Source organism: Streptococcus parasalivarius (assembly GCF_054785155.1).
The window spans coordinates 108,624-132,700 of the sequence record NZ_BAABOB010000007.1 but is presented as its reverse complement, the minus strand read 5'-3'; the positions used below and the strand labels follow the sequence as shown (position 1 = coordinate 132,700).

General features: G+C 39.4%; 25 protein-coding genes and 1 riboswitch. Of the genes, 3 read left to right on the top strand and 22 right to left on the bottom strand.

All coding sequences use genetic code 11. The annotated features are described in order from the left end of the window. Positions 1-9 precede the first annotated feature (9 nt). The 7 genes from ACYVQ1_RS08055 to ACYVQ1_RS08025 all read right to left on the bottom strand — a co-directional run bounded on the left by ACYVQ1_RS08055 (position 10) and on the right by ACYVQ1_RS08025 (position 7,436). Entirely contained in the window at positions 10-858 is an 849-nt protein-coding gene (locus tag ACYVQ1_RS08055) for an SAM hydrolase/SAM-dependent halogenase family protein (RefSeq protein ID WP_461250364.1), read from the bottom strand. Positions 859-1,008: 150 nt separating this feature from the next. Continuing rightward, complete coding sequence (sstT, locus tag ACYVQ1_RS08050) at positions 1,009-2,217, bottom strand: serine/threonine transporter SstT (protein ID WP_461250363.1); 1,209 nt, start codon at positions 2,215-2,217, stop codon at positions 1,009-1,011. Between the two features lie 122 nt (positions 2,218-2,339). Continuing rightward, positions 2,340-3,032, bottom strand: a complete 693-nt coding sequence (locus tag ACYVQ1_RS08045) for a methionine ABC transporter permease (protein ID WP_002883771.1) — start codon at positions 3,030-3,032, stop codon at positions 2,340-2,342. Then, complete coding sequence (locus ACYVQ1_RS08040) at positions 3,032-4,099, bottom strand: methionine ABC transporter ATP-binding protein (protein WP_195413375.1); 1,068 nt, start codon at positions 4,097-4,099, stop codon at positions 3,032-3,034. The genes ACYVQ1_RS08045 and ACYVQ1_RS08040 overlap by 1 nt, the downstream gene beginning before the upstream one ends. After that, positions 4,092-5,465 carry a M20/M25/M40 family metallo-hydrolase gene (locus ACYVQ1_RS08035; RefSeq protein WP_461250362.1) on the bottom strand — a complete coding sequence of 458 codons (1,374 nt, stop codon included), beginning with the start codon at positions 5,463-5,465 and terminating at the stop codon, positions 4,092-4,094. The genes ACYVQ1_RS08040 and ACYVQ1_RS08035 overlap by 8 nt, the downstream gene beginning before the upstream one ends. A 60-nt stretch (positions 5,466-5,525) precedes the next feature. Next, positions 5,526-6,428 carry a MetQ/NlpA family ABC transporter substrate-binding protein gene (locus ACYVQ1_RS08030; protein ID WP_461250361.1) on the bottom strand — a complete coding sequence of 301 codons (903 nt, stop codon included), beginning with the start codon at positions 6,426-6,428 and terminating at the stop codon, positions 5,526-5,528. A 159-nt stretch (positions 6,429-6,587) separates the two neighbouring features. Further along, entirely contained in the window at positions 6,588-7,436 is an 849-nt protein-coding gene (locus tag ACYVQ1_RS08025) for an amino acid ABC transporter substrate-binding protein (protein WP_347105730.1), read from the bottom strand. Between the two features lie 390 nt (positions 7,437-7,826). On the opposite strand from ACYVQ1_RS08025, the gene ACYVQ1_RS08020 reads away from it, so the two are divergent. Next, positions 7,827-9,218 (top strand): DUF4153 domain-containing protein, encoded by a 1,392-nt coding sequence (locus ACYVQ1_RS08020; RefSeq protein ID WP_461250360.1) that lies wholly within the window; start codon positions 7,827-7,829, stop codon positions 9,216-9,218. Positions 9,219-9,285: 67 nt separating this feature from the next. Here ACYVQ1_RS08020 and ACYVQ1_RS08015 read toward each other — a convergent pair whose 3' ends face one another. The 6 genes from ACYVQ1_RS08015 to ACYVQ1_RS07990 all read right to left on the bottom strand — a co-directional run bounded on the left by ACYVQ1_RS08015 (position 9,286) and on the right by ACYVQ1_RS07990 (position 15,107). Beyond that, positions 9,286-9,618, bottom strand: a complete 333-nt coding sequence (locus tag ACYVQ1_RS08015; protein ID WP_070838885.1) for a DUF805 domain-containing protein — start codon at positions 9,616-9,618, stop codon at positions 9,286-9,288. Positions 9,619-9,728: 110 nt separating this feature from the next. Further along, positions 9,729-11,825 carry a peptide cleavage/export ABC transporter gene (locus ACYVQ1_RS08010; RefSeq protein WP_461250359.1) on the bottom strand — a complete coding sequence of 699 codons (2,097 nt, stop codon included), beginning with the start codon at positions 11,823-11,825 and terminating at the stop codon, positions 9,729-9,731. A 174-nt stretch (positions 11,826-11,999) separates the two neighbouring features. Further along, on the bottom strand, positions 12,000-12,899 hold the full coding sequence (locus tag ACYVQ1_RS08005; RefSeq protein WP_049545716.1) for a helix-turn-helix transcriptional regulator: 900 nt from the start codon (positions 12,897-12,899) through the stop codon (positions 12,000-12,002). A gap of 178 nt (positions 12,900-13,077) precedes the next feature. Beyond that, entirely contained in the window at positions 13,078-13,728 is a 651-nt protein-coding gene (locus tag ACYVQ1_RS08000) for a phosphatase PAP2 family protein (RefSeq protein ID WP_461250358.1), read from the bottom strand. Between the two features lie 2 nt (positions 13,729-13,730). Next, on the bottom strand, positions 13,731-14,288 hold the full coding sequence (locus ACYVQ1_RS07995; protein WP_461250357.1) for an ECF transporter S component: 558 nt from the start codon (positions 14,286-14,288) through the stop codon (positions 13,731-13,733). 80 nt (positions 14,289-14,368) lie between these two features. After that, a riboswitch (FMN riboswitch) is annotated at positions 14,369-14,491 on the bottom strand. Positions 14,492-14,597: 106 nt separating this feature from the next. After that, positions 14,598-15,107, bottom strand: a complete 510-nt coding sequence (locus tag ACYVQ1_RS07990) for a tRNA (cytidine(34)-2'-O)-methyltransferase (RefSeq protein ID WP_461250356.1) — start codon at positions 15,105-15,107, stop codon at positions 14,598-14,600. A 277-nt stretch (positions 15,108-15,384) separates the two neighbouring features. On the opposite strand from ACYVQ1_RS07990, the gene trkA reads away from it, so the two are divergent. Then, on the top strand, positions 15,385-16,734 hold the full coding sequence (trkA, locus tag ACYVQ1_RS07985) for a Trk system potassium transporter TrkA (RefSeq protein ID WP_201041271.1): 1,350 nt from the start codon (positions 15,385-15,387) through the stop codon (positions 16,732-16,734). A 6-nt stretch (positions 16,735-16,740) separates the two neighbouring features. After that, positions 16,741-18,180, top strand: a complete 1,440-nt coding sequence (locus ACYVQ1_RS07980; RefSeq protein WP_048790667.1) for a TrkH family potassium uptake protein — start codon at positions 16,741-16,743, stop codon at positions 18,178-18,180. Positions 18,181-18,202: 22 nt separating this feature from the next. Here the strand turns inward: ACYVQ1_RS07980 and yidD are convergent, their stop codons facing one another. The 9 genes from yidD to racE form a co-directional block, all read right to left on the bottom strand. Beyond that, entirely contained in the window at positions 18,203-18,451 is a 249-nt protein-coding gene (gene yidD / locus ACYVQ1_RS07975; RefSeq protein ID WP_002886534.1) for a membrane protein insertion efficiency factor YidD, read from the bottom strand. After that, a complete protein-coding gene (locus ACYVQ1_RS07970; RefSeq protein WP_002883686.1) occupies positions 18,451-19,176 on the bottom strand; it encodes a pseudouridine synthase in 726 nt (241 codons plus the stop codon). Before ACYVQ1_RS07970 ends, yidD begins: the two co-directional genes overlap by 1 nt. 91 nt (positions 19,177-19,267) lie before the next feature. After that, entirely contained in the window at positions 19,268-19,849 is a 582-nt protein-coding gene (gene scpB, locus ACYVQ1_RS07965; RefSeq protein WP_002886533.1) for an SMC-Scp complex subunit ScpB, read from the bottom strand. After that, entirely contained in the window at positions 19,842-20,555 is a 714-nt protein-coding gene (locus ACYVQ1_RS07960; protein WP_461250355.1) for a segregation/condensation protein A, read from the bottom strand. Before ACYVQ1_RS07960 ends, scpB begins: the two co-directional genes overlap by 8 nt. Next, entirely contained in the window at positions 20,555-21,316 is a 762-nt protein-coding gene (gene xerD, locus ACYVQ1_RS07955; RefSeq protein WP_461250354.1) for a site-specific tyrosine recombinase XerD, read from the bottom strand. Before xerD ends, ACYVQ1_RS07960 begins: the two co-directional genes overlap by 1 nt. Next, complete coding sequence (gene cbpB, locus ACYVQ1_RS07950) at positions 21,270-21,752, bottom strand: cyclic-di-AMP-binding protein CbpB (protein ID WP_037600258.1); 483 nt, start codon at positions 21,750-21,752, stop codon at positions 21,270-21,272. Before cbpB ends, xerD begins: the two co-directional genes overlap by 47 nt. Next, positions 21,749-22,270, bottom strand: coding sequence for a metallophosphoesterase (locus ACYVQ1_RS07945; RefSeq protein ID WP_002889900.1), 522 nt, complete (start codon positions 22,268-22,270; stop codon positions 21,749-21,751). The genes cbpB and ACYVQ1_RS07945 overlap by 4 nt, the downstream gene beginning before the upstream one ends. Then, the gene (locus ACYVQ1_RS07940; RefSeq protein WP_461250353.1) at positions 22,252-23,226 is read right to left on the bottom strand and encodes a nucleoside-triphosphate diphosphatase; all 975 of its coding nucleotides are present in this window, start codon (positions 23,224-23,226) and stop codon (positions 22,252-22,254) included. Before ACYVQ1_RS07940 ends, ACYVQ1_RS07945 begins: the two co-directional genes overlap by 19 nt. Next, positions 23,219-24,034 (bottom strand): glutamate racemase, encoded by an 816-nt coding sequence (gene racE, locus ACYVQ1_RS07935; protein ID WP_002889898.1) that lies wholly within the window; start codon positions 24,032-24,034, stop codon positions 23,219-23,221. The genes ACYVQ1_RS07940 and racE overlap by 8 nt, the downstream gene beginning before the upstream one ends. Positions 24,035-24,077: the final 43 nt, after the last annotated feature.

The following is a 24,077-nucleotide window of genomic DNA, read 5'->3' as shown; positions in this document are numbered from 1 at the left end:
AATCTTACTTTAATCTCCTAAATGTTTGATTTCAATGTGCCAGTTAGCCCCCACACCAACATTATAGGCCTTGGCAAAAGACCCCTGGTTTATGGCTAAGCCAACACGATAAAGGGAATTGATATAAATAATTGGCTGACCGATACGAACATCCGCAAAAGATTTCCCATAGGTAACTTGATTTTGGTAGACCAACATATCATTGTTAAAGATGGTCACCTCGAATCGATCACCAAAGTTTGGTTCCAAGGCATAAAAGTCATCACGTGTGATAGAGGTCCAAAGAGAGCCGAAACGGACGTCCAAAATGTCAATTGCACCACGAACCAAATTATCCTCTATGATGGTTTCAACCACTGAAAGCTCTAGAATTTTGTCCACAGGTAACTCAGGACCTACTTCTTCAAAACTGATATGACCAGAAGCTAATTTGGCACCTGTATAGGCATAAACATCACGACCATGGAAGGTATAAGACAGCCCCGTATTACTACGACGATTCTCAACTTCTGAAATTTCACGGACAGCAACGATACCGACATCCTTCTTGATATAAGAAAGTGTTCCGTTATCTGGTGTGACGATATATTGCCCCGTCTTTGTTAAGGCAACCACACTTTTACGTGATGAGCCTACACCTGGATCAACTACCGAAACAAAGGTTGTTCCCTTTGGCCAGTACTCGACAGTCTGAAACAGACGATAGGAAGCTTCAAAAGTGTTGTAGGGTGTAATATCATGTGTAAGGTGATGAACTCCCAAACTTGGTTCTACTTGAAGGGCCACACCAATCATGGCCGAAACAGCACCGTCAACCAAACCAAAGTCTGATTGAAGCACCAATAAATTATTAGTCATAAATGTTTCACCTTCTCTCTTTGAACGGTTTATTTTATCATATTTTATGGGCTTTTTAAAGATGATAGATTCTTGAGCTAGCTATAGTCTTTGACTATGTTTTCTCCAAAATCAAAAAGCCAGCCAAATAGGCCGACCTTATACAATTATCTATACTTTCTTCCAACGGCTCTTTTCTGCTACTGCTGTAAAAAGCACGTCTGTTGAAGAGTTAAGGGCTGTTTCACAAGAGTCTTGGATGACACCTACGATAAAGCCAACACCAACAACTTGCATGGCCAAATCATTTGAGATACCAAAGAGGCTACATGCTACTGGCACTAATAGAAGGGATCCTCCAGCAATACCTGAGGCACCACAGGCAGAAATAGCTGAAACCACACTAAGAATGAGTGCTGTCGCAAAATCGACCTGAATTCCCAAAGTCGTTACTGCAGCAAGAGTTAAGACATTGATTGTCACGGCTGCCCCAGCCATATTAATAGTTGACCCCAAAGGAATAGAAACTGAATAGGTATCAGGATTTAAACCAAGATCTTTACAAAGCTGAAGGTTAACAGGAATATTAGCTGCTGACGAGCGAGTAAAGAAGGCTGTAATCCCAGAGTCTTTCAAACAACGGAAAACCAGTGGGAAAGGATTTTTACCCATCATCACAAAAGCAATGATAGGATTAACAACCAAGGCAACAAAGGCCATTGTTCCCACTAAAACAAGGATTAGGACACCATAATCCACCAAAACACCAACACCATTCTCAGAAATAGTATTAAAGACAAGACCAAGGATACCAAATGGTGCCAAGTTAATAATCCAACGAACGATTTGTGAAGTTACTTCTGCCAAGGTATGTAGCAAATCTTTCGTGTGATTGCTAGCTGTTCGCATGGCGAAACCAAAGACAACCGCCCATACTAAAACACCAATGTAGTTGGCTTGGGCCAAGGCATTGACAGGGTTATCCACCATCTTAAGCAACAAATCTTTAAAGACTTCTCCCACACCTTGAGGTGCCGTCGCTTTAGTCGCTGCCGCTGCTCCCAACTTCAGAGAAATTGGAAAAACATAGTGAGAAATCACAGCCGTCAATGCTGCCGCAAAGGTCCCAAAGAGATAAAGAACAATAACTGTCTTCATGTTGCTTTGTTGCCCTTCTCGCGTTTGAGAAAGGGCATTGGCTACCAAGGCAAAGACCAAGAGTGGAGCAATTGCCTTCAAGCCACCAACAAACATATCCCCTAAGAGACCAATCACCGTAAACTTAGGAACAAGCAAACCAAGTACAGCTCCAATTACCACACCAATGGCAATACGCTTGATTAGACTGGTCCTATTCCAAGTTGAAATAAATCGTTTCATAACTCATTAACTCCTTTTTATGGTTAGCTCAACCATAAAGTATTCGATAGCTTCCATACTATGATAAATATCTGAAATCGTCAAGACATGAGAAAAGCCTGTGGCATACAGGCTCTCAAATCCTATTTATGACTCAATTTACGGGTCAAGAAATCACCCAAGAATTGGATAAGGAAAATCAAAATCAAAATCAAGAAAGTTGCCAAAATGGTAACTGAGGTACTAGAACGGTTATATCCATAGTAGATAGCGATGTAACCAAGACCACCGGCACCGATAGCACCGGCCATGGCAGTTTCACCCACAAGGGAAATCAGAGTTACGGTTGATACACGAACCAACTCAGGTAGACCTTCACCAAGGTAAACTTTAATCGTATCCCAAAGTGTTGCGCCACTAGCTTGTGCTGCTTCAATAACGCCACGATCAAGATCTGCAAGCACCACCTGTACTTGACGTGCAAAGAATGGGAAAGTCGCAGCTGACAATGGAACCAAGGCCGCTGTCATACCAAGGTTAGTCCCCACGATAAAGTAAGTGAAGCCTTTCAAAATTGCCAAGAGGATGATGAAAGGAATGGCACGGAAGATTGAAGTGATTTTATCCAAGATTTGGAAAACAAATTTATTTTCAATGACTCCACGAGGACCTGTCAATACCAAGAAGAGCCCCATAACAAGACCAAGAAGCCCCCCAATGATAAAGGAAATAACTGTCATATAGAGAGTCGCATAGATGGCATCTGGCCAAGAGTTAACCCCCTGCATACCAATACGATAAATATCTGGAAAGTTTTGTTGAATCCAATCTGCCATTATTGGGCTCCTTTCTTAAGTACTTGCAAGCTGACACCTGCATTTTCAATCGCTTTTTGAGCAGCAAGAACCTTATCTGCCTCACCATCCAATACAACGACCAATTCACCAACAGGTGTATCACCTAGAATCTCAACGTTACCGTAAAGGATGTTACTTGAAACTCCGTAATCTTTGAAAATTTCAGTCAAGAGTGGCTCATCTGTTGAAGAACCAGCATATTTAAGTTGAACGAGAAGGGCTGAGCTTGGTAAGTTTTTCACTAAGGGTTGTGCATTAATCTTAGTCAAAGCATCTTCAATCCCTGCTGCAGTTTCAATAAATTCTTGTGTCAAATCTTCTTGTGGATTTGAGAAGATATCAAGAACACTGCCCTCTTCCAAAAGTTGACCATTTTGCATAACAGCCACACGGTTACAAATGTCTTTAACAATTTGCATTTCGTGGGTGATCATAACCACTGTCAAACCAAGCTTTTTATTCAAATCCTGCAAAAGTGAAAGGATCTGCTTAGTTGTTTTAGGGTCAAGAGCTGATGTAGACTCATCTGAAATCAAGATTTCAGGATCATTAGCCAAGGCACGCGCAATCGCTACACGTTGTTTTTGACCACCTGATAATTGTGCAGGATAGTTTTCGGCACGATCAGCCAAATCAACCAATTCCAAAAGACCACGAATTTTTTTGTCTTTCTCTTCATTGCTTAGTTTAGAATGACGAAGGGCAAAGGCTACATTTTCATAAGCCGTCTTTTGAGCCATAAGGTTAAAGTGTTGGAAAATCATCCCAATTGTTTGACGTTTCTGACGCAATTCTTTTGTCGACAATTGGACCTTACCATCTGCAAAAGTCACATCTTTACCGATAGTGATTTTACCAGCTGTAGGCACTTGCAAAAGATTGATCGCACGCACAAGGGTAGATTTACCAGCCCCTGAATAACCAACGATTCCGTAAATATCACCTTTTTCAATCTGGATAGACACATCCTTAACCGCTTGAATAGTGCGGCGTTTCTGCGTAAAGGTGATATCAATATTTTTCAAATCAATAATGACATTACTCATAACTTGCAATTAACTCCTTAATTAGTTCAATATGGGTGTAGTAATCTGCTAGACTAACATTTTCATCCCCACCATGGTCACGACTGTTAGCATTCCCTATACCAAAGGCTGCCATAGGAACACCCAAAGCCTGATGAATCATATGCATAGGCCCCGTACCTGCTGCTGTTGGAAGGACAGCGACACCTTCTTCATAAAAGCCTTTTGCTAACTCAATAACATTGACAATAGCTGGATCAGACATATCACTTCGATAACTTTCTTCACCAAGAGTGAAGGTTACCTTGATACGGTCAAATCCTTCTTTTTTGAGGTGAGCCTTAATACATTCCAAAACGTACTCAGGTGTCAAGCCAGGGACCAAACGCATCTCCATCTTAGCTCTGGCTTGAGCTGGTAAGATGGTCTTAACCCCTTGCCCCTGATAACCTGTTGAAATTCCCTCAATAGAAAGAGCAGGCTCAAAATAGTAAGTTTTTAAGAACGCTCGGCGGTCACTTTCTAAAATGGGTAGTTTTAAGCCGTAAATCCTACGAAGACTGTCTGCATTTTCAATGGCATAAGTTTCGATAAGATTCATCTCTCGTTCGTTTGGTTGGACAATCTTTTCATAGATGCCGTCGATAAGGATACGTCCCTGGTCATCTCTCATGCTTGAGATAGCATTAAGCAAGTACCATGACGCCGATTCAATCACTGCACCAAATTTAGAGTGGATATCAACATCAGCACTCTCGACAGACAAGTCAAAGGTAATAATCCCCTTGTTGCCACCTGTGATTTCCAATTGACCTTTACTATTTCGGTTTCCTTGTTCCCAAACCAATAGGTCTGCTGGAAGAAGGTCATCTCGGTATTTTTCTAAATATTTTTCAAGGTCTGTTGATGCAGATTCTTCAGCACCTTCCATCATAAACGTAATATTTACAGGAAGATCACCAACTTCTCGAATATATTTCCGAAGGGCTGTCAGACGAGCTGTAATATGCCCCTTATCATCATCGACACCACGACCATACATATATCCCTTTCGAATAGTCAGACGGAAAGGTTCATCGGTCCATGGCTGATCATTGTCCGCAGGAACAGTGTCATAGTGTTGATAGAAAATAATTGTTTTCGCATCTGGATTTGGACTCTTGAATTTCGCCAAGACAAAAGGTGCCGTATAGGTCTCGTCAATTGTCACCTCTGCGCCAACACCAGAGAAAATCTCACCAAGATAAGCAGCCACATCATAGAGACCAATATTTTGAGCAAAAATAGATTTTTTAGAAATCAAAGTCCGCAAAACTTCAAAATAGTGCTGAGCAATTTCATCGTTACGAAATTTTCGTAGCTGCTCTTCTTCACTTGAAAATGCCATCAAATCGTCTCCTTCATACACGACAAAACGGCGTGCTCTCACACGCCCTCTGTCCTTAGCTTATTTCTTTGAATTAGCTTTCAATTGATCTTGTGTTGGGGCACCTTTCCATGCTGGAAGGTCAACCTTGTTAGATGCATCATAGATGATTTGCGCTACTTCATCATTTTGGTAGGCTTTAATCAAAGTCTTGATAGCATCAGCTTTATTTGATTTTTCCCAATCTTTATTAGCTGCAATGATATTGACCCAATCTTTTAAATCTTGGCTTGGATCTTCTTGGAAGAGAGTTGTGTCATAGTCAACGTTTTGTTGTTGTGCGTATGAGTTGTTAACAACTGCTGCATCTACAGATGAAAGAGTTTGGGCAGCTTGTTCAGCTGCGATTTCTTTGATATCCAATTTCTTTGGATTTTCAGAAATGTTCTTGATAGTTGCCAATTCACCATCTTTAACATCCAACTTAATCAAACCAGCTGTTTGAAGAAGTGTCAACGCACGGCTTTCGTTTGTACCATCGTTAGGTACTGAGATAGTAGCTCCCTCTGGAAGCTCTTTAACATCCTTATACTTAGCTTTACCGTTTTCAGTTCCTGAGAAAAGGTGGATTGGGCTAAGAAGTGTGTCAGCTGCTGCAACAACATCCCCTTTATTTTCTTTGTTCCAGTTGTTCAAGAAATAAATGTGTTGAAAAGCATTAACATCGATTTCGCCGTTTTTAAGGGCTTCATTTGGTTGGTTGTAGTCTGTGAACTCTTTCAACTCGATAGTAACACCCTTGTCTTTAGCCAATTCTTTGACTTTATCCCACAATGGCTCAGTAGTGTCATCCAAAGTCATGACACCAACTGTCAAAGTTTTATCATCCTTAGCTGATTTGTTACCGCCAGCACCACAAGCAGCCAAAGCTACTGTTGAAGCGACTGCCAATCCTGTAATTCCAATAATTTTTTTAAGTTTCATAATGAACTCCCTTTAATTGTTTTAAGTGTAAAATTATTATCCCATAGGATAAGAATTGTAGCAAATTGTTTATAATTGTATATATCTATAGTTTTTAACTATAACGTGTCCTAGATTTTAATTATATGAAAAAGCTGAGAATCATTCCCAGCTCCTTTCTTATTTTTTACTTGGAACTTTCAAAGCGTCTTTAGTTGGAATATAATCTTTATTTCCAAGGAATTTTTCAGCCAACTTAGCCAAAGTACCATCTTTTTGGAGTTCTTCCAAACGTTTGTTTACAAATTTCTGAAGATCTTTTTGGTTATCTGCGAACAAGAAATAGATGTATGGTTGTTGATCAGATTTAAGCTCAATAGTCTTCAAGTTGCTCAATTTATTGTTTTTGATGATTGCATTAACAGTTGGTGCATCAAAGATCTTGAAGTCGTACTTGCCTTCATTCAAACTTGTCAACATTTGTGTAATATTTTCATTTGTGTAGTTAAGTTCAACTGGCTTGTCTGAATGTTTATCATTAAACTCTGTCAATTGAGTAGCTGTCGATGTTCCTTGAACAACCTGCGTTGAGTGTCCAGCAATATCATCATATTTCTTGATATCACTATTTTTAGGAACAGTCAAAACAGCTGGTGTGGTACCAATTGGATATGAGAAGAGATATTTTTGGTCACGTTCTTCTGAATAAGAGATATTGTTCCCAGCCATTTGGTATTTAGCTGAGTCAAGACCTGTGAAGACTGAAGACCATTCTGTTTTTTGGAATTTCACTTCATATTTGTCAGAGTCTTTGAAGACTGCTTTAGCCACTTCCACATCGTAACCAGTCAATTCACCGTTTTCTTCATATGAGAACGGTGCTGTTGTCCCAACAGTGGCAAAGTTAATTGTTTCTTTAGCACCTGAAGATTTAGATGCTTCTTTTGATGATTTAGATGAACATGCAGCAAGCAAAGCTACTGAAGCAATGGCTACACCTGTGATTCCAAGAATTTTTTTAAGTTTCATAATACTCTCCTTTGAGATTGATTGTTTTTATTGTAACAGAATTCACTAAGCTTAACTAATACTTAAACATAATCAAGGTGATAAGAAAATACTATCACCTAAAAATATCAATTGTTTGACAAAGAAAAAGTCTTTTCCAATATCTAATAATGGATACAAACAGTTAATCTCTAAAAAACTATCTTTAGCATTTGACAGTTTCTGACAATATAGCCCGTACAATCTATCATTCAATGTGAGCACAATATTTTTTACTCACCTATTTTTCCAACTCATTCTCCAGACCTAAGTCCATAGACCTATTTTTAGTAATTTTACAGTTGGGTGTCAAAATCAAACTTTTTTTATGATAAAGTCTTTTTTGGACTAACATCCAAAAGGAGAATTATGATGGAAACAAATAACTATACTACTAATTTACAGCTAGTCTCCCAGGAATATTCCGACGAAAAGACTAGTCTTCAAACCAGAACCAAGAAACTCTTGGAATATTTTTCACCAAAAGACATTTGGAAAATTAAGGGACTGATTGTCGCCTGTCTCGTGGCCTGCTTCCTATATGTCACTTACTTGACCCATTTTTCCTTTGCCTTTCCAGCAACCGTTGTCTTGATAAGTACGATTGAACTGGGCTGCCGTCTATTAGGTGGAAAAGCAAAGGGAATGCGACTTGAATCGGCAATATTTATGGTCACTAGTCTACTACAAGGTTTACAAATTAGTCTTTGGGGTCTGCACGACAACTGGGAGAACGCTCAGATTCTTTGCCTTCATGCGAGTATCCTCCTTTACTTAATGGCACGTACTGAACAAAGTAGTCAAGACCGTTTGGGAATTATGGTTTGGCTAGACCTCATATACACTAGCTGCATCTTCCCACTGAAATATTTCTTTATCGGAGCCTGGACACTACTCTATAAAACAGCACCTAAACAAGAGCTCTCTGAAGAAGAAAAACACGCAGTTCAGAACCACAAATGGATGATTCTCATTAGTATCATGATTGCCTTGGTACTGACTGTATTCGCTGCTAGTCAGCTTAGTCAGGTCTTGCCTGCTTTCGGACAACTTTGGCAACAGTTCTTCCAGACACTTGCTACTCTACTTGATTTTACTATCACCTTCAAGGATAACGGATTATTGTTCTCTCGTTTAATAACTAGTATCCCTCTGGCTCTAGGACTTTTTGCTCAACTCATTGCAACCTATTTGGCAAAAGAAAAGCCACTTAGTCAAAAACGATTTGAAGGCCGTCTTAAAACAACCCGTCAGTTTCCAAAAGTAGCAGCTTATATCGTACTCGGAAGCCTCTGCCTTACTTATGCCCTATTCATATTAACTGCCACTAGTCAAATGGGAGAACTCCTTTCTCTCAACCAAGTCAACATTCCAGCCCATCAAGCCTCACATATTGCTGTTCAGGGCTTCTGGCAATTAGTTCGAGTCTCTACCCTTAACTTGGGAATCCTAGCTGGACTTTACATTTTTTCTAAAGAAAACTTCTTCACCCACAAGGGGCTTCGTTTGCTGAGTACCCTACTCTTTACTTTTGCTAGCCTCTTTGCCCTTATCGCCGGCTGGAAACTCTTTGGCGTTTATATAGCACTCTATGGTGTAACGCCACGTCGCTTACTATCAGGTTGGTTTGTCACAGTACTCTTTATTTGGTGTGTCCTAACACTTATTAGACTTTATAAGCCTATCCAGGCAACCCGTCTCGCTATATTTTATGCAACTATCAGCTTCACCTTGGTTAGCCTCTTAGGTAGCTTTATTTTATAGGTAGCTTTATTTTATAAGAAAAAAGAGTGGAACTAGATTAACTAGTTTCACCCTTTTTATATTGGAGTTATTTTGAATCTCTTGTGGGAAAGGCATACATCACCCAAAGAGCTACTGTTAATGGAGTTGCTTTTAATACAATCCAAGCAACATTGAAATTGGCATCACGCAGACGACGAATTTGAATAGAAATTGTAGGAAGCGCCGTTGCTGCTATAAATAGAATGAAAGCTGTCAATGTAAAGCCAGCAGCTCTTGTTTCCCCAAGTAAGTCCATCAGTAGGAAAATCAAACTACCGATAATTCCATTAATCAAGACAACCCACCAATAGTCTGATCGTTTTGTACGACCATAAAAATCGAGATAGCCTAACCAAAAATTTTTATATGCCTCTAACATGTTTACACCTCTTAATAGTCTGCTACCAGTATACTATATTAATAAGATAGGTGCAAGATGTGAAAATTTAGACTTCTTAAGTTTTCTACATATATAATAGGAAGATTATTTTAAATAAACTGGAATGGATTGAAATTAGGACTGTCTGACTCAATCTGGCCACTCACCATGGTCACTACACGACTGACATGTTGACGTACACTATTGCGGTGAGCAATAAAAATCATTGTTCGTTTAATCTTAGCAAGGTTAGCCATGACCCTGCTTTCAGTATCACTATCGAGACCACTGGTAGCTTCGTCAAAAATCAAGATAGGCTGTTTGGACAAGAGAGCCCTCGCTATAGCCAAGCGTTGTTTTTGACCACCTGATAGACCACCGTCTTCAGATAGTTGGGTCTGAAAGCCTAGTGGCATTTTTTGAATATCCTCTAAGATATCAGCTTGTTGGCAAACCTTAAGAAGCTTTTTCTCGTCAACTTCTCCTTCAAATCCTAATAGCAGATTTTCTAAAATGGTTCCCGTAAACACATAGGTCTGTTGTGGAACATAGGTTACCAACTGGCGCAACTCCGCATGGCTAATAGCATCTTTATCTAGGGTTACATGACCACTAGATTTCGTATAATAACCTGACAACATTTTAGCTAAGGTCGTTTTTCCAGATCCACTTTTACCCATGAGGGCGATTTTCTCACCCTTATGAATCGTTAAATCAATCTTACTAAGAGTCTCTTGCTGATAACTAAAACGGTGACTGACTCCTTTAAAAGCAAGTTGTTTAAAAGATAACTCTTTAAGTTTTCCTTTTTCTTCCTTGTCTACAACATAAACTTCTTGAAGACGATTATTGGCGACTTTGGCTTGCTGAATTTTAGATTGGAGATTGATGATATTAATTAAAGGAGTTGTAAAATAATTTAACAACATATTATAGGTAATCAACTGACCCGCAGAAAGTTGCCTTTCCATGACCAATTGTGCCCCATACCAGAGGATAAAGACATTAGAAACTAACTGAACCCCTGTCTTTAACCCATCCTGCGTTAATTGCCACTTGGCCTTAGACAAGGACTTCTTCAAATAGTCATGGAATTTCACCTCAATTTCCCGATAACGTCTTTCCTCAACCCTCAAGGATTTTAAGGTTTCAATGCCTCGCAAATCATCAATAACAGCGGTATTGACCTGACTATTTGCCTCCATCAATTGATAATTTTCTTTCTCAAAAAGCTTATAGAATGCCAGAATGATTAAAACATAAAGAGGAACTACTGTGAGAGTCATCACAAAAAGTGACTGATTTTGTACAATAAGAGCCACAGCTAGAGTCATCACAATGGTCACATCTAGGAAAATCGATAAAATCGTTGAAGCTAGAGCATCGATAATGGTGTTGGCATCTCCAAAACGTGACGTGATTTCACCAGTACGACGTGAACTAAAGAAACTAATAGGTAAGGAAAGGACATGCTTGATATAAGGAAGAATGACAGCAATGGACAGGTAATTACCCAATCGATGTAGAAGATAATCTTTGAAAAAAGTAAAAACTTGTTGAGCAAGATAAGAGATACATAAGCCTAGCGAAATCATGGTCAGAAGATTATAGGCTTCCTGAGGAATCAAGCGGTCGATAATAGCTTGCAAATAATAAGAACCAATAATATTAACTAGGGTCACTAGAAAACTCAGCAAGACAATAACTGCAATCAAACCCTTACGACGAAACAAAATTGGTAAAAATGAAAGAAGTCCAGGTACATCTTCTTTGTATTTAGTATAGGCTTCTCCTGGAACAAAAAAGAGAGCAACTCCCGTCCACTCTTTGGCAAATTCCTCTAAGGGCATTTTAATGACCTTCTTGCTAGGATCTGGATCACCAATAACAAGCTGCCCCTTGATTTGACCAAACACCGTATAATAATGTTGCAGCCCACCTTCTTTAACCACATGTACAATAAAAGGATAAGATAGGTTTTCTTGTTTAAACAAGTCTAAATCCGCACGAATAGCCTGAGTTTCAAGACCCAACTGCTTGGCCGCTTCCACCAAACCAAGCGCAGAAGTACCTTCACGAGAAGTCTGAGCCAACTCTCGCAAATAAGCTAAACTATAAGATGAACCATAGTGTTTAAGAATCATGGCCAAGGCAGCGACACCACAATCACGCTGATCAACCTGTGAAATATATGGATATTTTGACATGGTGACTCCTTATTAAAGACAACCTGCAAAATAAGGCAAGATAGTGATAAGTAGTGAGAATAGTGTAAATAATTTTAGTTTTTTCAAAATAAAACTCCTTTTAACTGTTATTTATGTTTCTATAGTAAACATTTAACCATTAAAAAAGTAGTGACATTTATGTCACCACCATTTCTATAAACCATCTGCCGCTTTACCTGCCTTTATACTTTCTTCTAGCACCGAGTCTTCTAAAACGGAAGCAAACATTATGGCCTTATCGTAATTTTCTGCAGCCTCTTTCTTGTTTCCTTTATGAAGAAGTTCATATTTGGCTTTGAGAACAAAAACACTAGGTTTATAGCTATAGAATTGCGATTTTTCTATAACAGCTAAGGCTTTATCCACAACTGTTAAGAAGTCTGAGAAGGAATTGTGAAAAATCTTCAAAGCAGCGATAGCCATCAAATCATTAAACAAAACAATATTATAGACATCATCTGTCCAAATTTCCTGATTTAATACTCTCTTTACGATTCTTTCAAAAAGTTTTTTATCATACTGTTTTCTTCCATAAAGATGGAAGAAATAGTAGTCAATAACTAATAAATCGTTAGTTGAGAATTTCCTCTTCCTTTTGACTTGTTCAAACAAGTCTTCATATATCTCCTCAACTTTAGGACTCTCTTCCCAACTAGTAAAGCTCAAAATATTTTCCAAAATATCTAGAGTTAACAATTCTTCTTCTGGGAGAAGTTCAAAGAATTTCTCATAGACCTCCTCAATTAAGGCAAGTTTAGCCTTTATTCTTTCTGGATTTCTATACGTTGGAAACTTAATCAGACGATTCTTCATCTCGTAGTATTCGTCAGGGATAGTAATATTATCATGATCCAATAAATCGGTCATATTTTTTCCTAGACGTTTTGCAATATAAGATAATTTATCCAAAGACGGGAGCGACTCCCCTTTTTCAATGCGAATTAACTGACGAACAGTCAATTCCGCACCATCTAAACATAGCACTTCACGTGACATCTGCTGGCGTTCACGCTCAGTTTTGATTCTTAGTCCAATGCTGTCTTTTATGTTCAAGAGACACTCCTTTATTTCGAAATTTTAAAAACATTATATCATAATTGTAATATAATTAATATACGGTTAATGCATTTTTAACAGAACAATAGTCAAAATAAGCTATTTTTATACATTTTATATAGGAAAGACCTTCCTTTGTATCAAAAAAACATGCAGTTTAAAACTACATGTTTTTTTATTTCTGTTTACTTTGGAATCGCCATTCAAAGCGAATGCGGTCATAAGTTGGATAAATCGCATTAAGCAACCCAAAGGCTAAGGTAAAGCCAGCTAAAACATCTGTTGGATAATGAACACCTACATAAATACGCGAAAGTCCAACAAGGAAAATCAGAAGCCCAGTAATAGCATAAACTACTATTTTAGATTCTTTTTTCTCCAAACGCTGAGCAAGGACAATGGCAATTGCTCCAAGAATCATAAAGGTTCCCAAAGAATGACCACTAGGGAAAGAATAACCACTAGCGTGCACTAAATGCGTAATTGATGGGCGCTGACGCTGATAAATATACTTCAAACTTACAATCAAGATACTAGCGAGAAGCCCACTGGCTCCCACAAAGATAGCTTCTGATTTATATTGACGTAGATAAAGCCAGATGACTGCTACGATTGCAATAATAGCCTGTACAGGCGTATTCCCAAGTATGGTAATCGTTTTAAAAAAGCGTGTCAATCCTACTGGTAAGCCTCCTCGAACCCAAGTTTGAATGTTGCTATCAAATCCTGTCAAGGCTTCAGGATAGAACTTAACCATATAACCGAGAGCAACAAATAACAATAAGGCAAAAGAAGCATAAGTATAATGTGTGTGTTTGTGTTTCATATTTATAATTTTACTAGAATAGACTTAAGTGGAGCATAAATCAAAGCAAAGGCTAGCGCAAAAATCAAACCTTCAAGTAAATTGAAAGGTACTACCATAGCGAAAAGGTATTTATAGAGACCTATAAATTGCGCAATATCAAAGTTGGCAAATTTAGCATAGAGTGGTACTGCATAAATATAGTTAAGAATAACCATAGCAACTGTAAGCAAAACAGTTCCTAAAACAGAACCAAGAATATAATTCTTGCTTGTTTGATTTTTCTTCCAAAAATAGCTTAGGCCCCAAACAAAGACGCCTAGAGCAACAAAATTCATAGGAAGTCCAATCATTGATCCTGGTCCACCATTGTTTAGCAAGAGCTTCAACAATGAACGAAGCAAGAGAACACCAATGGCACTCTTAAAATCAAAGATAACCAAGGCAATAAGAACAGGAAGGATTGAAAAATCAACCTTCAAAAAATCTGCTGCTGGAATCAATGGAAATGAAAAATAAAGCAACAAGAATGAAACTGCGGATAAAATGGCAATGTAAGCCAATTTACGTGTGTTTGTCATAAAAAATTCCTCCAAATTTTAACAATTTGAAAGAAGTTCCCAATGGATTTGCCCATGCCAAAAAGAGCCTACGCAAAAAGACTGGTCTTCTTCCATCCAGACTGTACTGTCGGTTGAGGAATTACACCTCATCAGCTTGCGCTCGCGGACTTATCCAAAGAATCACCGCCGGTCGGGAGTTTCACCCTGCCCTGAAGACCTTTTAAGGATAACATAAAAAAACCTTGGTGACAAGGTTCTCAAATTATGGATTTCTAATCTGTTGATAGTCAATGACTATAATTATTCTTTTAAAACAAAATGAAGTATCTATTTTAATTTATCATGCTGATAACGGTGACTCAGCTCTAGCCCCTCAAATTGTTGCTGACGAAGCGCTTCGTAAACAATCATACAAACAGTGTTGGACACATTTAGACTACGTACATGTTCATCATTCATCGGAATACGAATAGCTTTTTCAGGATGCTCACGCATAAAATCTTCAGGTAGGCCTGTATCCTCACGACCAAACATAAAATAGTGGTCCTCACCATCGGCATAGGCCTCTTCTGAATAAGTCTTATCCGCAAATTTCGTGACTAAATGCAAACGCCCCTCTTGATTTTTAGACATGAAATCTGCCAAATTGTCATAATAAGTGATGTCAAGCTTATCCCAGTAGTCTAAACCTGCACGTTTCATTTTCTTGTCATCAATTGGAAAGCCCATAGGACGGATGATATGAAGAGAGCTATTAGTCGCTGCACAGGTACGGGCAATATTTCCGGTGTTTTGTGGAATACGAGGTTCAAACAAGACAATATGATTACGTGACATCTCAATTCTCCTAGACATAAAAAATACCATGTCGCCCGGAGTCAAGCTCAGCAGACGACATGGTTGTGGACGTTCATTAGCTTAAATCATGACAGGTTAGATTTAAAATAACGAATCTTTGAATATATTTTAGCACTTCTGGTCTAAAAGTCAAGACAATTTAAAGAAAAATTTTACCTTTATTCACTTAAATAAGAATAGTTGATAAAGCTAGCTGAAAAGGGTGATTTTTCCGCTAAAATAGAGTATCATAGTAATGATTATTTGGAGGTAACTCATGCGTATTATTGTCGTAGGTGCCGGTAAGGTCGGTACCGCACTCTGTCGTTCTCTTGTTGAAGAAAAGCACGATGTTATTTTAATTGAAGAAAAGGAAGAGGTCCTCAAACGCCTCAGCAAACGCTATGATGTTATGGGCTTTGCTGGAAATGGGGCTAATTTTAAAATTTTGGAACAAGCCGAGGTTAGCAACTGTGACGTCTTTATCGCAATGACCGATAAAGATGAGGTGAACATGATTTCAGCGGTTCTGGCTAAACAAATGGGTGCCAAAGAAACTATTGTTCGCGTACGTAACCCAGAATACTCTAATGCTTATTTCAAAGACAAGAACTTTCTTGGATTCTCATTAGTAGTTAACCCTGAACTTTTAACAGCTCGCTATATTGCCAATACAGTTGAATTTCCAAACGCCCTATCAGTTGAAACTTTTGCTAATGGACGCGTTATTCTTATGGCATTTAAAGTTACTGAAAATAGCCAATTATCTGGTATGACAATGGAACAATTCCGTAGGAAATTCGGTAATATTCTAGTTTGTACGATTCACCGTCAGGGTGAACTCATCATTCCAGATGGAAATGCTACCATGCAAATTGGGGATAAGATTTATGTCACTGGTAAACGTGTTGATATGGCACTTTTCCACAGTTACATCAAGCCAAAAAGCATCAAAAAACTTTTGTTGATTGGTGCTGGGCGCATCTCCTACTACTTGCTCAATATCTTGAAAAACAATCGTATTAAGGTCAAATTGATTGAGCAAAAAATGGACCGTGCGCAAACCTTTAGTCAGGTCTTCCCTGAAGTTTCTGTTATCTTAGGTGACGGTACTGCTAAAGACCTTCTTCTCGAGGAAAGTGCAGCCAGTTATGATGCCGTAGCTACCCTAACTGGAGTAGATGAGGAAAATATCATTACCTCTATGTTCCTCGAAAGCCTTGGTATTCACAAGAATATTACTAAGGTTAACCGTACTAGTCTCTTAGAGATTATCGATCCACGTGAGACAACAACAATTGTCACTCCTAAGAGTATCGCTGTTGACACTGTAATGCACTTTGTACGCGGGCGTTTTAATGCCAAAGACTCTAGTCTTGATGCCCTTCACCATGTGGCTAATGGTCGTATCGAAACCTTGCAATTCCAAATTAAGGAAAATAACAAAATCGCCGGAAAGAAACTTTCTGAGCTTGAACTTGCTAACGGTGTCCTTATCGCTGCTATTATCCGCAATGGAAAATCTATTTTCCCAACAGGAGAAGACAGACTCGCTATTGGGGATAAAATCGTGGTCGTTACACTCTTACAAAATGTAACTCACATTTACGACTTGTTGAAGAGGTAAGCCACCATGAATCGATCTATTGTCCGTTTTCTTATTGCCAAGCTCCTACTGATTGAGGCTGCTCTCTTGGTTGTGCCACTTATCGTCGCTCTTATTTATCAAGAAGATGCTAAAGTATTTGCCAGCATCTTGGGTACGATGGGGATTCTCTTCTTTCTCGGGGTGCTTGGTACTCTCTTTAAACCGAAGAACTACCATATTTACACCAAAGAAGGAATGCTTATTGTAGCCCTCTGTTGGGTGCTCTGGTCTTTCTTTGGAGGATTGCCCTTCGTCTTTGCTGGTCAGATCCCAAGTGTCATTGATGCCTTTTTCGAGATGAGCTCTGGTTTCACAACCACGGGGGCTACTATTCTCACAGATACTGGAGTACTTACCCACTCCCTACTTTTCTGGCGAAGCTTCGCCCACTTGATTGGAGGGATGGGGGTATTGGTCTTTGCCCTAGCCATCATGAACAACAGTAAAAATGGTCACCATGAGGTTATGCGTGCAGAGGTGCCTGGTCCAGTATTTGGTAAAGTCGTTGCCAAGCTCAAAAATACAGCTCAGATTCTTTACATCATCTATCTGACTATGTTTGTTATTTTTGCTGTTATTCTCTGGCTTTGCGGTATGCCAATCTTTGATAGTATCATCACTGCTATGGGGGGCGCAGGTACTGGGGGATTTGCTGTCTATAATGACTCTATTGCCCACTACCACAGCGATCTGATTACCTATGTGGTTACTGTTGGTACCCTACTCTTTGGGGTTAACTTCAACCTTTATTTCTATATCCTCCTTCGTAAAATCAAGTTTTTCTTCCAAGATGAAGAACTACGTACCTACTTTGCGATTGTGGCTATTTCAACTGGTTTGATTATCCTCAATATTTTTGGAATTTACCACAATTTGGCTGACTCTTTCAAATACTCATTTTTCGAAGTGTCAAATATCATCACAACAACCGGTTTTGGTCTAACGGATATTACCAAATGGCCACTCTTTTCTCAGTATATCCTACTCCTCCTGATGTTTATCGGGGGATCAGCAGGTTCTACTGCCGGTGGTTTCAAGGTTATCCGTGCTATGATTATTGCTAAGATTGCACGAAATCAGACCCTAGCTAGTCTCTATCCTAATCGTATCCTGTCACTTCATATCAATGGAAGTGTTATTGATAAAGAAACACAACACAGTGTTCTTAAATATCTAGCTGTATATGTACTCATTATACTAAGTTTAGTCACTGTTTTATCACTGGATAATCAAGACCTCTTGATTGTGACAAGCGCTGCTGCTTCAACCTTTAACAATATTGGACCTTTACTTGGAACGAGTGATAGCTTTGCTATTTTCAGTCCTTTGTCTAAGCTCATCATGGGATTTGCTATGATTGCAGGACGTTTGGAAATTTATCCTTTACTACTCCTCTTCCTGCCAAAAACTTGGTCAAAAACTTAAGCATAGAAAAACTCCTTTGGATTCATTTATCCAAAGGAGTTTTATTACGTTTTAGACTAAAATAATCTGGCACCGGATCATCGCCAGTCTCTGATAAAGGGTGACATCTTAAGATACGGGCAACTCCCATAAGAACTCCCTTTAAACCGTGCATTTCTATTGCTTGGATCATATAAACCGAACAAGTTGGACGAAAACGGCAAGAGGGTGGAAATAGTGGAGAAATCCATCTCTGATAAGCCCTTACTAAGGCAATCAGAAATCTTTTCATTATTTAACCTTATTGACAGCAGCGTTATGAAGCTGACTGATTTCTTTCTTATTCAGACGGCGTGATTCACCTGGGCGAAGCCCTGTTAAATCAAGGGTACCAAAACGCGTACGTGACAACTTATCAACAAGCAAGCCCACTGATTCAAACATTTTCTTAACCTGGTGGTTACGCCCTTCATGAATTGTCAATTCAACAACTGAACGGTTCTTTTCATGGTCTACTTTGATAATATTGTAACGTGCTGGTTTTGTTTTCTTACCATCAATGACAACACCACGAGTCAAAGGACGAAGGTTCTCCTTGGTCGCGATACCTTTGACACGCGCCAAATAAACCTTGTCAATCTCATTACGTGGGTGAATCATCTTATCGGTAAAGTCACCATCATTAGTCAAAATAAGAAGCCCCGTCGTATCCCAGTCAAGACGACCAACAGGATAGATACGTTCCTTAACGTGGGGCATGAGGTCAATCACCGTCTTACGATTTTTCTCATCAGATACCGAAGAAATAACCCCTCGTGGTTTATTAAGAAGATAATAGACCTTCTCTTCATTATAAATTGGGCTACCATTTACCTCTACAATATCACCATTTTTGACAATTGTTGCCAATTCCGTAACGGTCTTACCATTTAGGGTCACACGACCCTCTTTAATCAGTTCCTCAGCCTTACGACGGCTGGCCACACCAGCGTGGGCAATATATTTATTAATTCGCATTCTTTTTCTACAGCTTAAGCTGTATCCTTTCTACCTAGCATCTCTGCTATGTTTCTTTATTTTTAATGATTAGTTTCAACAAGGTTTACTCTTAATTGTCCAAGTCCTCAAGCTCCTCTGAAGCATCTTCCCTAAAGAGACTCGTTTCCTGCTCTTCAAGTTCTAGTTGATCAATCGCCACAAGCTCGTCTAAACTGTTAATGCCCATATAGTCTAGGAAATAATCAGTAGTCGCATATAGGTTAGGACGACCGACAGCATCCTTTTTACCAGCCTCTTGAATAAGATCGAAGGCCTGAAGTTTAGCAATAGCACCACTAGAATTAACACCTCTAATGTCATCAACTTCAGCGCGAGTAATGGGCTGTTTATACGCAACTATAGAGAGGACCTCAAGACTCGCTCGTGATAGACTCTGGTTAATAGGCGTTTTAGAATAGTCACGAAGGAGACTTGCAAAATCTGGTTTAGTCACTAACTTATAGGTATTTGATGATTCCAATAAACACAGAGCTGAATCCTCATCTGCCTCGTACTTAGCTTGCAATTTCTCCAAAGACTGAGTCAGACCCGTCACTGGCATTTCCAAAAGCTGCGCCATAGTACGTAGACTAAGACCATCTTCACCAGCCACAAAAAGTAAAGCTTCTAATCGTGCTAAGTGACTACTCATTCGTCCATTCCTTTCTTAGTGTGATTGTGCCAAAAATTGTTTCCTGTTGTACTGATATGCGATGTACCTTAATCAATTCAAGAGTTGCCAAAAAGAGGGTGATTACTTGATTCATATCTTTAGCATCTGTGAAAAGTTCATCCAGATATAGCTCATTTTTTGAGCCAAATGCTTCCTCAATAATCAGCATCATGTCTTCAATTTTATAATCGTCACGCGCAATGGTCGTGTGGTTTCGCCGAATTTCTTCTTGCTTTTCAGTCATGATTTTTGAAAAAGCCAAGAAAATGTCTTGAATGGTCTTATCCTGATTCAGCGTCACATCTTCATAAACTAATTCAACTTTTGGTTTTGAAAAATACTGAGCCCGCACTTCATGCTGCTTAGCCAACTCTTGACTAGCTGCTTTGAAGCGTGCATATTCTTCCAACTGACTCAAGAGCTCTAGTTCTGGATCATCTGCTTCTGGCTCAGCTTCCACCACTGTCGGCAGAAGCTTACGACTCTTAATCAGCATGAGCTGACTAGCCATAAGCATATATTCCCCAGCAACTTCAAGCTTCATGTCTTGCAAGGTTGCCAAATAAGCCAAGTATTGCTCAATAACCTCAACAATAGGGACATCGTAAATATCTACCTCATACTTAGAAACCAGATGGAGCAACAAATCCAGTGGCCCCTCAAAATCTTTTAACTTAATATCCATTAGATTTTATAGTATTTCTCCAAGGTCACTGGACTTTTTAGTCCCAGTAAACGAGCAAGTTCAAAGGCGCCCGTTCCCTTTTCAATTTGTCTAAGAATAAATTGCTGACGCAAGACTTGAGCAGTTACATTCGATAAGCCACAGTCACTAACATAAGTCTGGATTTGCTTATACAGCCATTGTCGAGTATAGACCTTACCCAAAAGCAATCCCTGACTGTTCACATCTTTAATAGCCAACAAATACTGTTTCAAATCTGCTTCAAGTCTAAGAACACGCTTAGTCGTTCCCTTGGCTACAGTTACAACACCAAAATCCAAGTCGATATCGAACCAGTCCAACTCCAAAATCTCTGAAGGCAAGAGCCCCAACTCTAGAATCAGCAGACAGGCCAGTTTCCCCGCCCCTTCACGTCCCTCGTAAAGCGACGAAAGATCCAGTATCTGCAACTTATCCTCCTGAGAAGGTAGCGTTACCATCTCTGATAGTTTGAAAAATTTCGCTAATTCACCCTTTTGATAGAGATATAGCAAAAATTGATTGACCGCAGAGCGCTTACGTTTTTGTACGGATGGCTTCCATTCCTTGAGTTGGTTTTCATAGAGCTTTAAAGTGGTTTGATCAATTTGTCCTGAAATCAAAGTTGTAAACTGCTTAAGATCATAAGCATAAGCTTGCTTTGAACTCTCTGAAATGACCTTAGTAGACAGAAAATCAGTGATCTGAGTTGTCAGTTGTTTTTGGAATGATGATATAGTCATGTGTAAAGTCATGTAAGAGGCTATTAACCGCCTTTAGAATCGATTTTCGTGTGATAATTCCTTTGAAAATACCTTGGCTATCAACCACAGGAAGGAAAGGATTATCAACTAGCTTATGCATTACCTCGTTTAGATTAGCATTATCTTCCACTGTTTCCACGACATCTGATGTCATCGGCCCGATATCATGGTTAACCATCTCCCACTCTTGCAAGTTATGTTCATCTTGATAACGCTTAATATCTGTCAAAGATATGGTCCCAAGATAATGCTTATCCTTAGTCAAAACGGGAACGCGCGAATAACCGTTACTCGTCAAAAGCAAAACCACATGATTAGCGTTATGACTATCAATAAAAATAGCAACCTGATCTGATGGAATTAAATAATTATCTAAACGAGCCAACAAAAAATCTTCAAATTCTTTAGCAATCATCGTTCAAATTCCTGTGTAAGTTCTGAATAAAGTTCATGGTCACGTGTGTAATATTCCACACGAATTTTCGCATCGTTTATAATCACCTTTGCATAAAGTTTCTCATGGATAGGCCCACGTGGCTGTAAAACAGAACCTGGATTGATAAACACTGTCTTACCATTTCGCCAAGCTGTTGCCGCATGCAAGTGGCCATAAAGACAAATATCAGCATCCTCTTGTTGCGCCCAAAGATCTAACTTGTCCCAGGTAAAATTAATGCCATAGAGATGACCATGTGTTTGTGCAATAATCACATCTCCAAGTTTAACGACCAAACGTTCTGGATAACCTGAATCATAATCACAGTTTCCTCGAACTACATGGATACCTTCCCAAACAGGATCACTTGATTCTAACTCCGAATCTCCGTTGTGGAAAATGGCATCCACCTTTCCTTGATAACGATTTTTTATATCTGCTACAATATCACGATCCCCATGGGAATCGCTCATTACGATTATTGTTTGTTCTGCCATGCTGGGAAGACCTCCATAAGTTTCTTAACAGCTTGTCCACGGTGAGATTGTTCATTTTTCTCTTCTGCAGAAAGCTCTGCTGCTGTTTTACCCGTATTACCAACTAAAAAGAGAGGATCATAACCAAAACCATTGTCACCTTTAAGTTCTCGGCCAATATAACCCTTCCAGTCGGCATCAACAACCAAACTATCACGTCCAGGTGCTGCAACAACTAGGGTTGTATGGAAGTTCGCCGTACGTTTGCTATCATCAAGCACCATAGCGAGCTCGTGCAATAATTTAGCATTATTTTCAGCATCTGTGGCATCAGGGCCTGCAAAGCGTGCAGACCAAACGCCTGGTAAACCTCCAAGAACATCTACCTGCAAACCAGAGTCATCTGAGAGGACCATTTTACCAGTTAATTCAGAAATGGTTTCCGCCTTCAAGCGTGCATTTTCCTCAAAGGTCATACCTGTTTCAGCAACTTCAGGAAGGTCTGGATAATCATTAAGATTCTCTACCTTAATGCCTAGTTTTCCAAATAGTTTACGAAATTCCTTAGTTTTTCCTTCATTGCGTGTCGCAATCAATAAGACATCACCAAAGTCTGATTGATTATCAGAACCAAAGAAATCACTCAAGGTGACACCTTCTCTAGGCACATGAACATAGACAAGCTTATCTCCTTCACTAACTACCAAGGCCCCTTGATGTTGCGTAACAGCTAGGTCACGACCAGTTTCCTCTTTCAAGCAATCCAAAATAAAGGATACCAAGCGAAGGTCTGAAGAATGTTTAGCAATATGTAACTGGAAACCACTAACAGCCAAAACGTTAGTCAAGGCTTGGAAAAGGTCAACAAATTGTTCATAGGCCTCATCACCACCAAAACAAGTCAAGTGATTGTAGCTTCCAAAACTAGCCAAATACCAGTCTTGTTCGTCTTTATATTCTAAAATTGATTTAGTCATTTTCTAACTCCTTGTCCAAATCGACATGTTGGACAGCAACTTCTTCACCCAGCCATTGTTCTGCGATTTCTTTAAAACCAAGCACACTAGCTGTGGTGTAATATTCTTCCGTCTTGTCTTCGACTTCACGGCTACGATTAATTTCAAAATAATTGAGCAAAACGGAAACATCACGAACCGTTTCAGCTCCGCTATCAATTAGCTTGACACTTGGCCCCATAACATTCTGGATGATAGGACGTAAAAGTGGGTAATGGGTGCAACCTAAAACCAAGGTATCTACCTTACCGACTAAAGGTGCCATGCTCTCATAAACAATCTTTTTAGCCACACTTGAGTTAATTTCATTGGATTCAACAATAGGGGCAAAGCGAGGACAAGATAAACTCAAGACATTCATTTGTGGTGCCAGATGCTTAATTTTTTGTTCATAGATGTTAGAGGAAATCGTCATAGGAGTCCCAATGACGCCAATATGACCCGATTGACTAGACTTAATGGCAGCACTAGAACCAGGCAAAACCACACCTAGCACTGGGATATCCAAGGCTCCTTTGATTTCCTCCCAAACTACTGCTGTTGCCGTATTACAAGCAATAACGATCATTTTTACATCTTTGGTCAGAAGAAATTTAACCAACTGCCAGGTATACTCTCTGATTTGTTCTGCTGGTCTAGGACCATACGGCGCCCTAGCAGAGTCACCAATATAAACAATAGACTCGTGAGGCAACTGACGTTTAAGTTCACGTACCACCGTCAGTCCTCCGACACCAGAATCTAAAAATCCTATAGGTCGATTATCCATCTTGCCTCCTTATCCCCTAGGTTACATGTAAAAAGCTGAGATT

Bases quoted from the DNA above. Each gene is read 5' to 3' on its own strand.
- sstT (WP_461250363.1), bottom strand. From the start codon at position 2,217: ATGAAACGATTTATTTCAACTTGGAATAGGACCAGTCTAATCAAGCGT.
- ACYVQ1_RS07940 (WP_461250353.1), bottom strand. From the start codon at position 23,226: ATGACTAAATCAATTTTAGAATATAAAGACGAACAAGACTGGTATTTG.
- ACYVQ1_RS07970 (WP_002883686.1), bottom strand. From the start codon at position 19,176: ATGCGAATTAATAAATATATTGCCCACGCTGGTGTGGCCAGCCGTCGT.
- ACYVQ1_RS08025 (WP_347105730.1), bottom strand. From the start codon at position 7,436: ATGAAACTTAAAAAAATTCTTGGAATCACAGGTGTAGCCATTGCTTCA.
- ACYVQ1_RS07995 (WP_461250357.1), bottom strand. From the start codon at position 14,288: ATGACAAACACACGTAAATTGGCTTACATTGCCATTTTATCCGCAGTT.
- ACYVQ1_RS07945 (WP_002889900.1), bottom strand. From the start codon at position 22,270: ATGGCAGAACAAACAATAATCGTAATGAGCGATTCCCATGGGGATCGT.
- trkA (WP_201041271.1), top strand. From the start codon at position 15,385: ATGCGTATTATTGTCGTAGGTGCCGGTAAGGTCGGTACCGCACTCTGT.
- ACYVQ1_RS08020 (WP_461250360.1), top strand. From the start codon at position 7,827: ATGGAAACAAATAACTATACTACTAATTTACAGCTAGTCTCCCAGGAA.
- xerD (WP_461250354.1), bottom strand. From the start codon at position 21,316: ATGACTATATCATCATTCCAAAAACAACTGACAACTCAGATCACTGAT.
- ACYVQ1_RS08035 (WP_461250362.1), bottom strand. From the start codon at position 5,465: ATGGCATTTTCAAGTGAAGAAGAGCAGCTACGAAAATTTCGTAACGAT.
- ACYVQ1_RS07980 (WP_048790667.1), top strand. From the start codon at position 16,741: ATGAATCGATCTATTGTCCGTTTTCTTATTGCCAAGCTCCTACTGATT.
- ACYVQ1_RS08040 (WP_195413375.1), bottom strand. From the start codon at position 4,099: ATGAGTAATGTCATTATTGATTTGAAAAATATTGATATCACCTTTACG.
- ACYVQ1_RS07960 (WP_461250355.1), bottom strand. From the start codon at position 20,555: ATGGATATTAAGTTAAAAGATTTTGAGGGGCCACTGGATTTGTTGCTC.
- yidD (WP_002886534.1), bottom strand. From the start codon at position 18,451: ATGAAAAGATTTCTGATTGCCTTAGTAAGGGCTTATCAGAGATGGATT.
- scpB (WP_002886533.1), bottom strand. From the start codon at position 19,849: ATGAGTAGTCACTTAGCACGATTAGAAGCTTTACTTTTTGTGGCTGGT.
- ACYVQ1_RS08000 (WP_461250358.1), bottom strand. From the start codon at position 13,728: ATGAAACACAAACACACACATTATACTTATGCTTCTTTTGCCTTATTG.
- ACYVQ1_RS08045 (WP_002883771.1), bottom strand. From the start codon at position 3,032: ATGGCAGATTGGATTCAACAAAACTTTCCAGATATTTATCGTATTGGT.
- racE (WP_002889898.1), bottom strand. From the start codon at position 24,034: ATGGATAATCGACCTATAGGATTTTTAGATTCTGGTGTCGGAGGACTG.
- ACYVQ1_RS08055 (WP_461250364.1), bottom strand. From the start codon at position 858: ATGACTAATAATTTATTGGTGCTTCAATCAGACTTTGGTTTGGTTGAC.
- cbpB (WP_037600258.1), bottom strand. From the start codon at position 21,752: ATGATTGCTAAAGAATTTGAAGATTTTTTGTTGGCTCGTTTAGATAAT.
- ACYVQ1_RS07990 (WP_461250356.1), bottom strand. From the start codon at position 15,107: ATGTCACGTAATCATATTGTCTTGTTTGAACCTCGTATTCCACAAAAC.
- ACYVQ1_RS08030 (WP_461250361.1), bottom strand. From the start codon at position 6,428: ATGAAACTTAAAAAAATTATTGGAATTACAGGATTGGCAGTCGCTTCA.
- ACYVQ1_RS08010 (WP_461250359.1), bottom strand. From the start codon at position 11,825: ATGTCAAAATATCCATATATTTCACAGGTTGATCAGCGTGATTGTGGT.
- ACYVQ1_RS08015 (WP_070838885.1), bottom strand. From the start codon at position 9,618: ATGTTAGAGGCATATAAAAATTTTTGGTTAGGCTATCTCGATTTTTAT.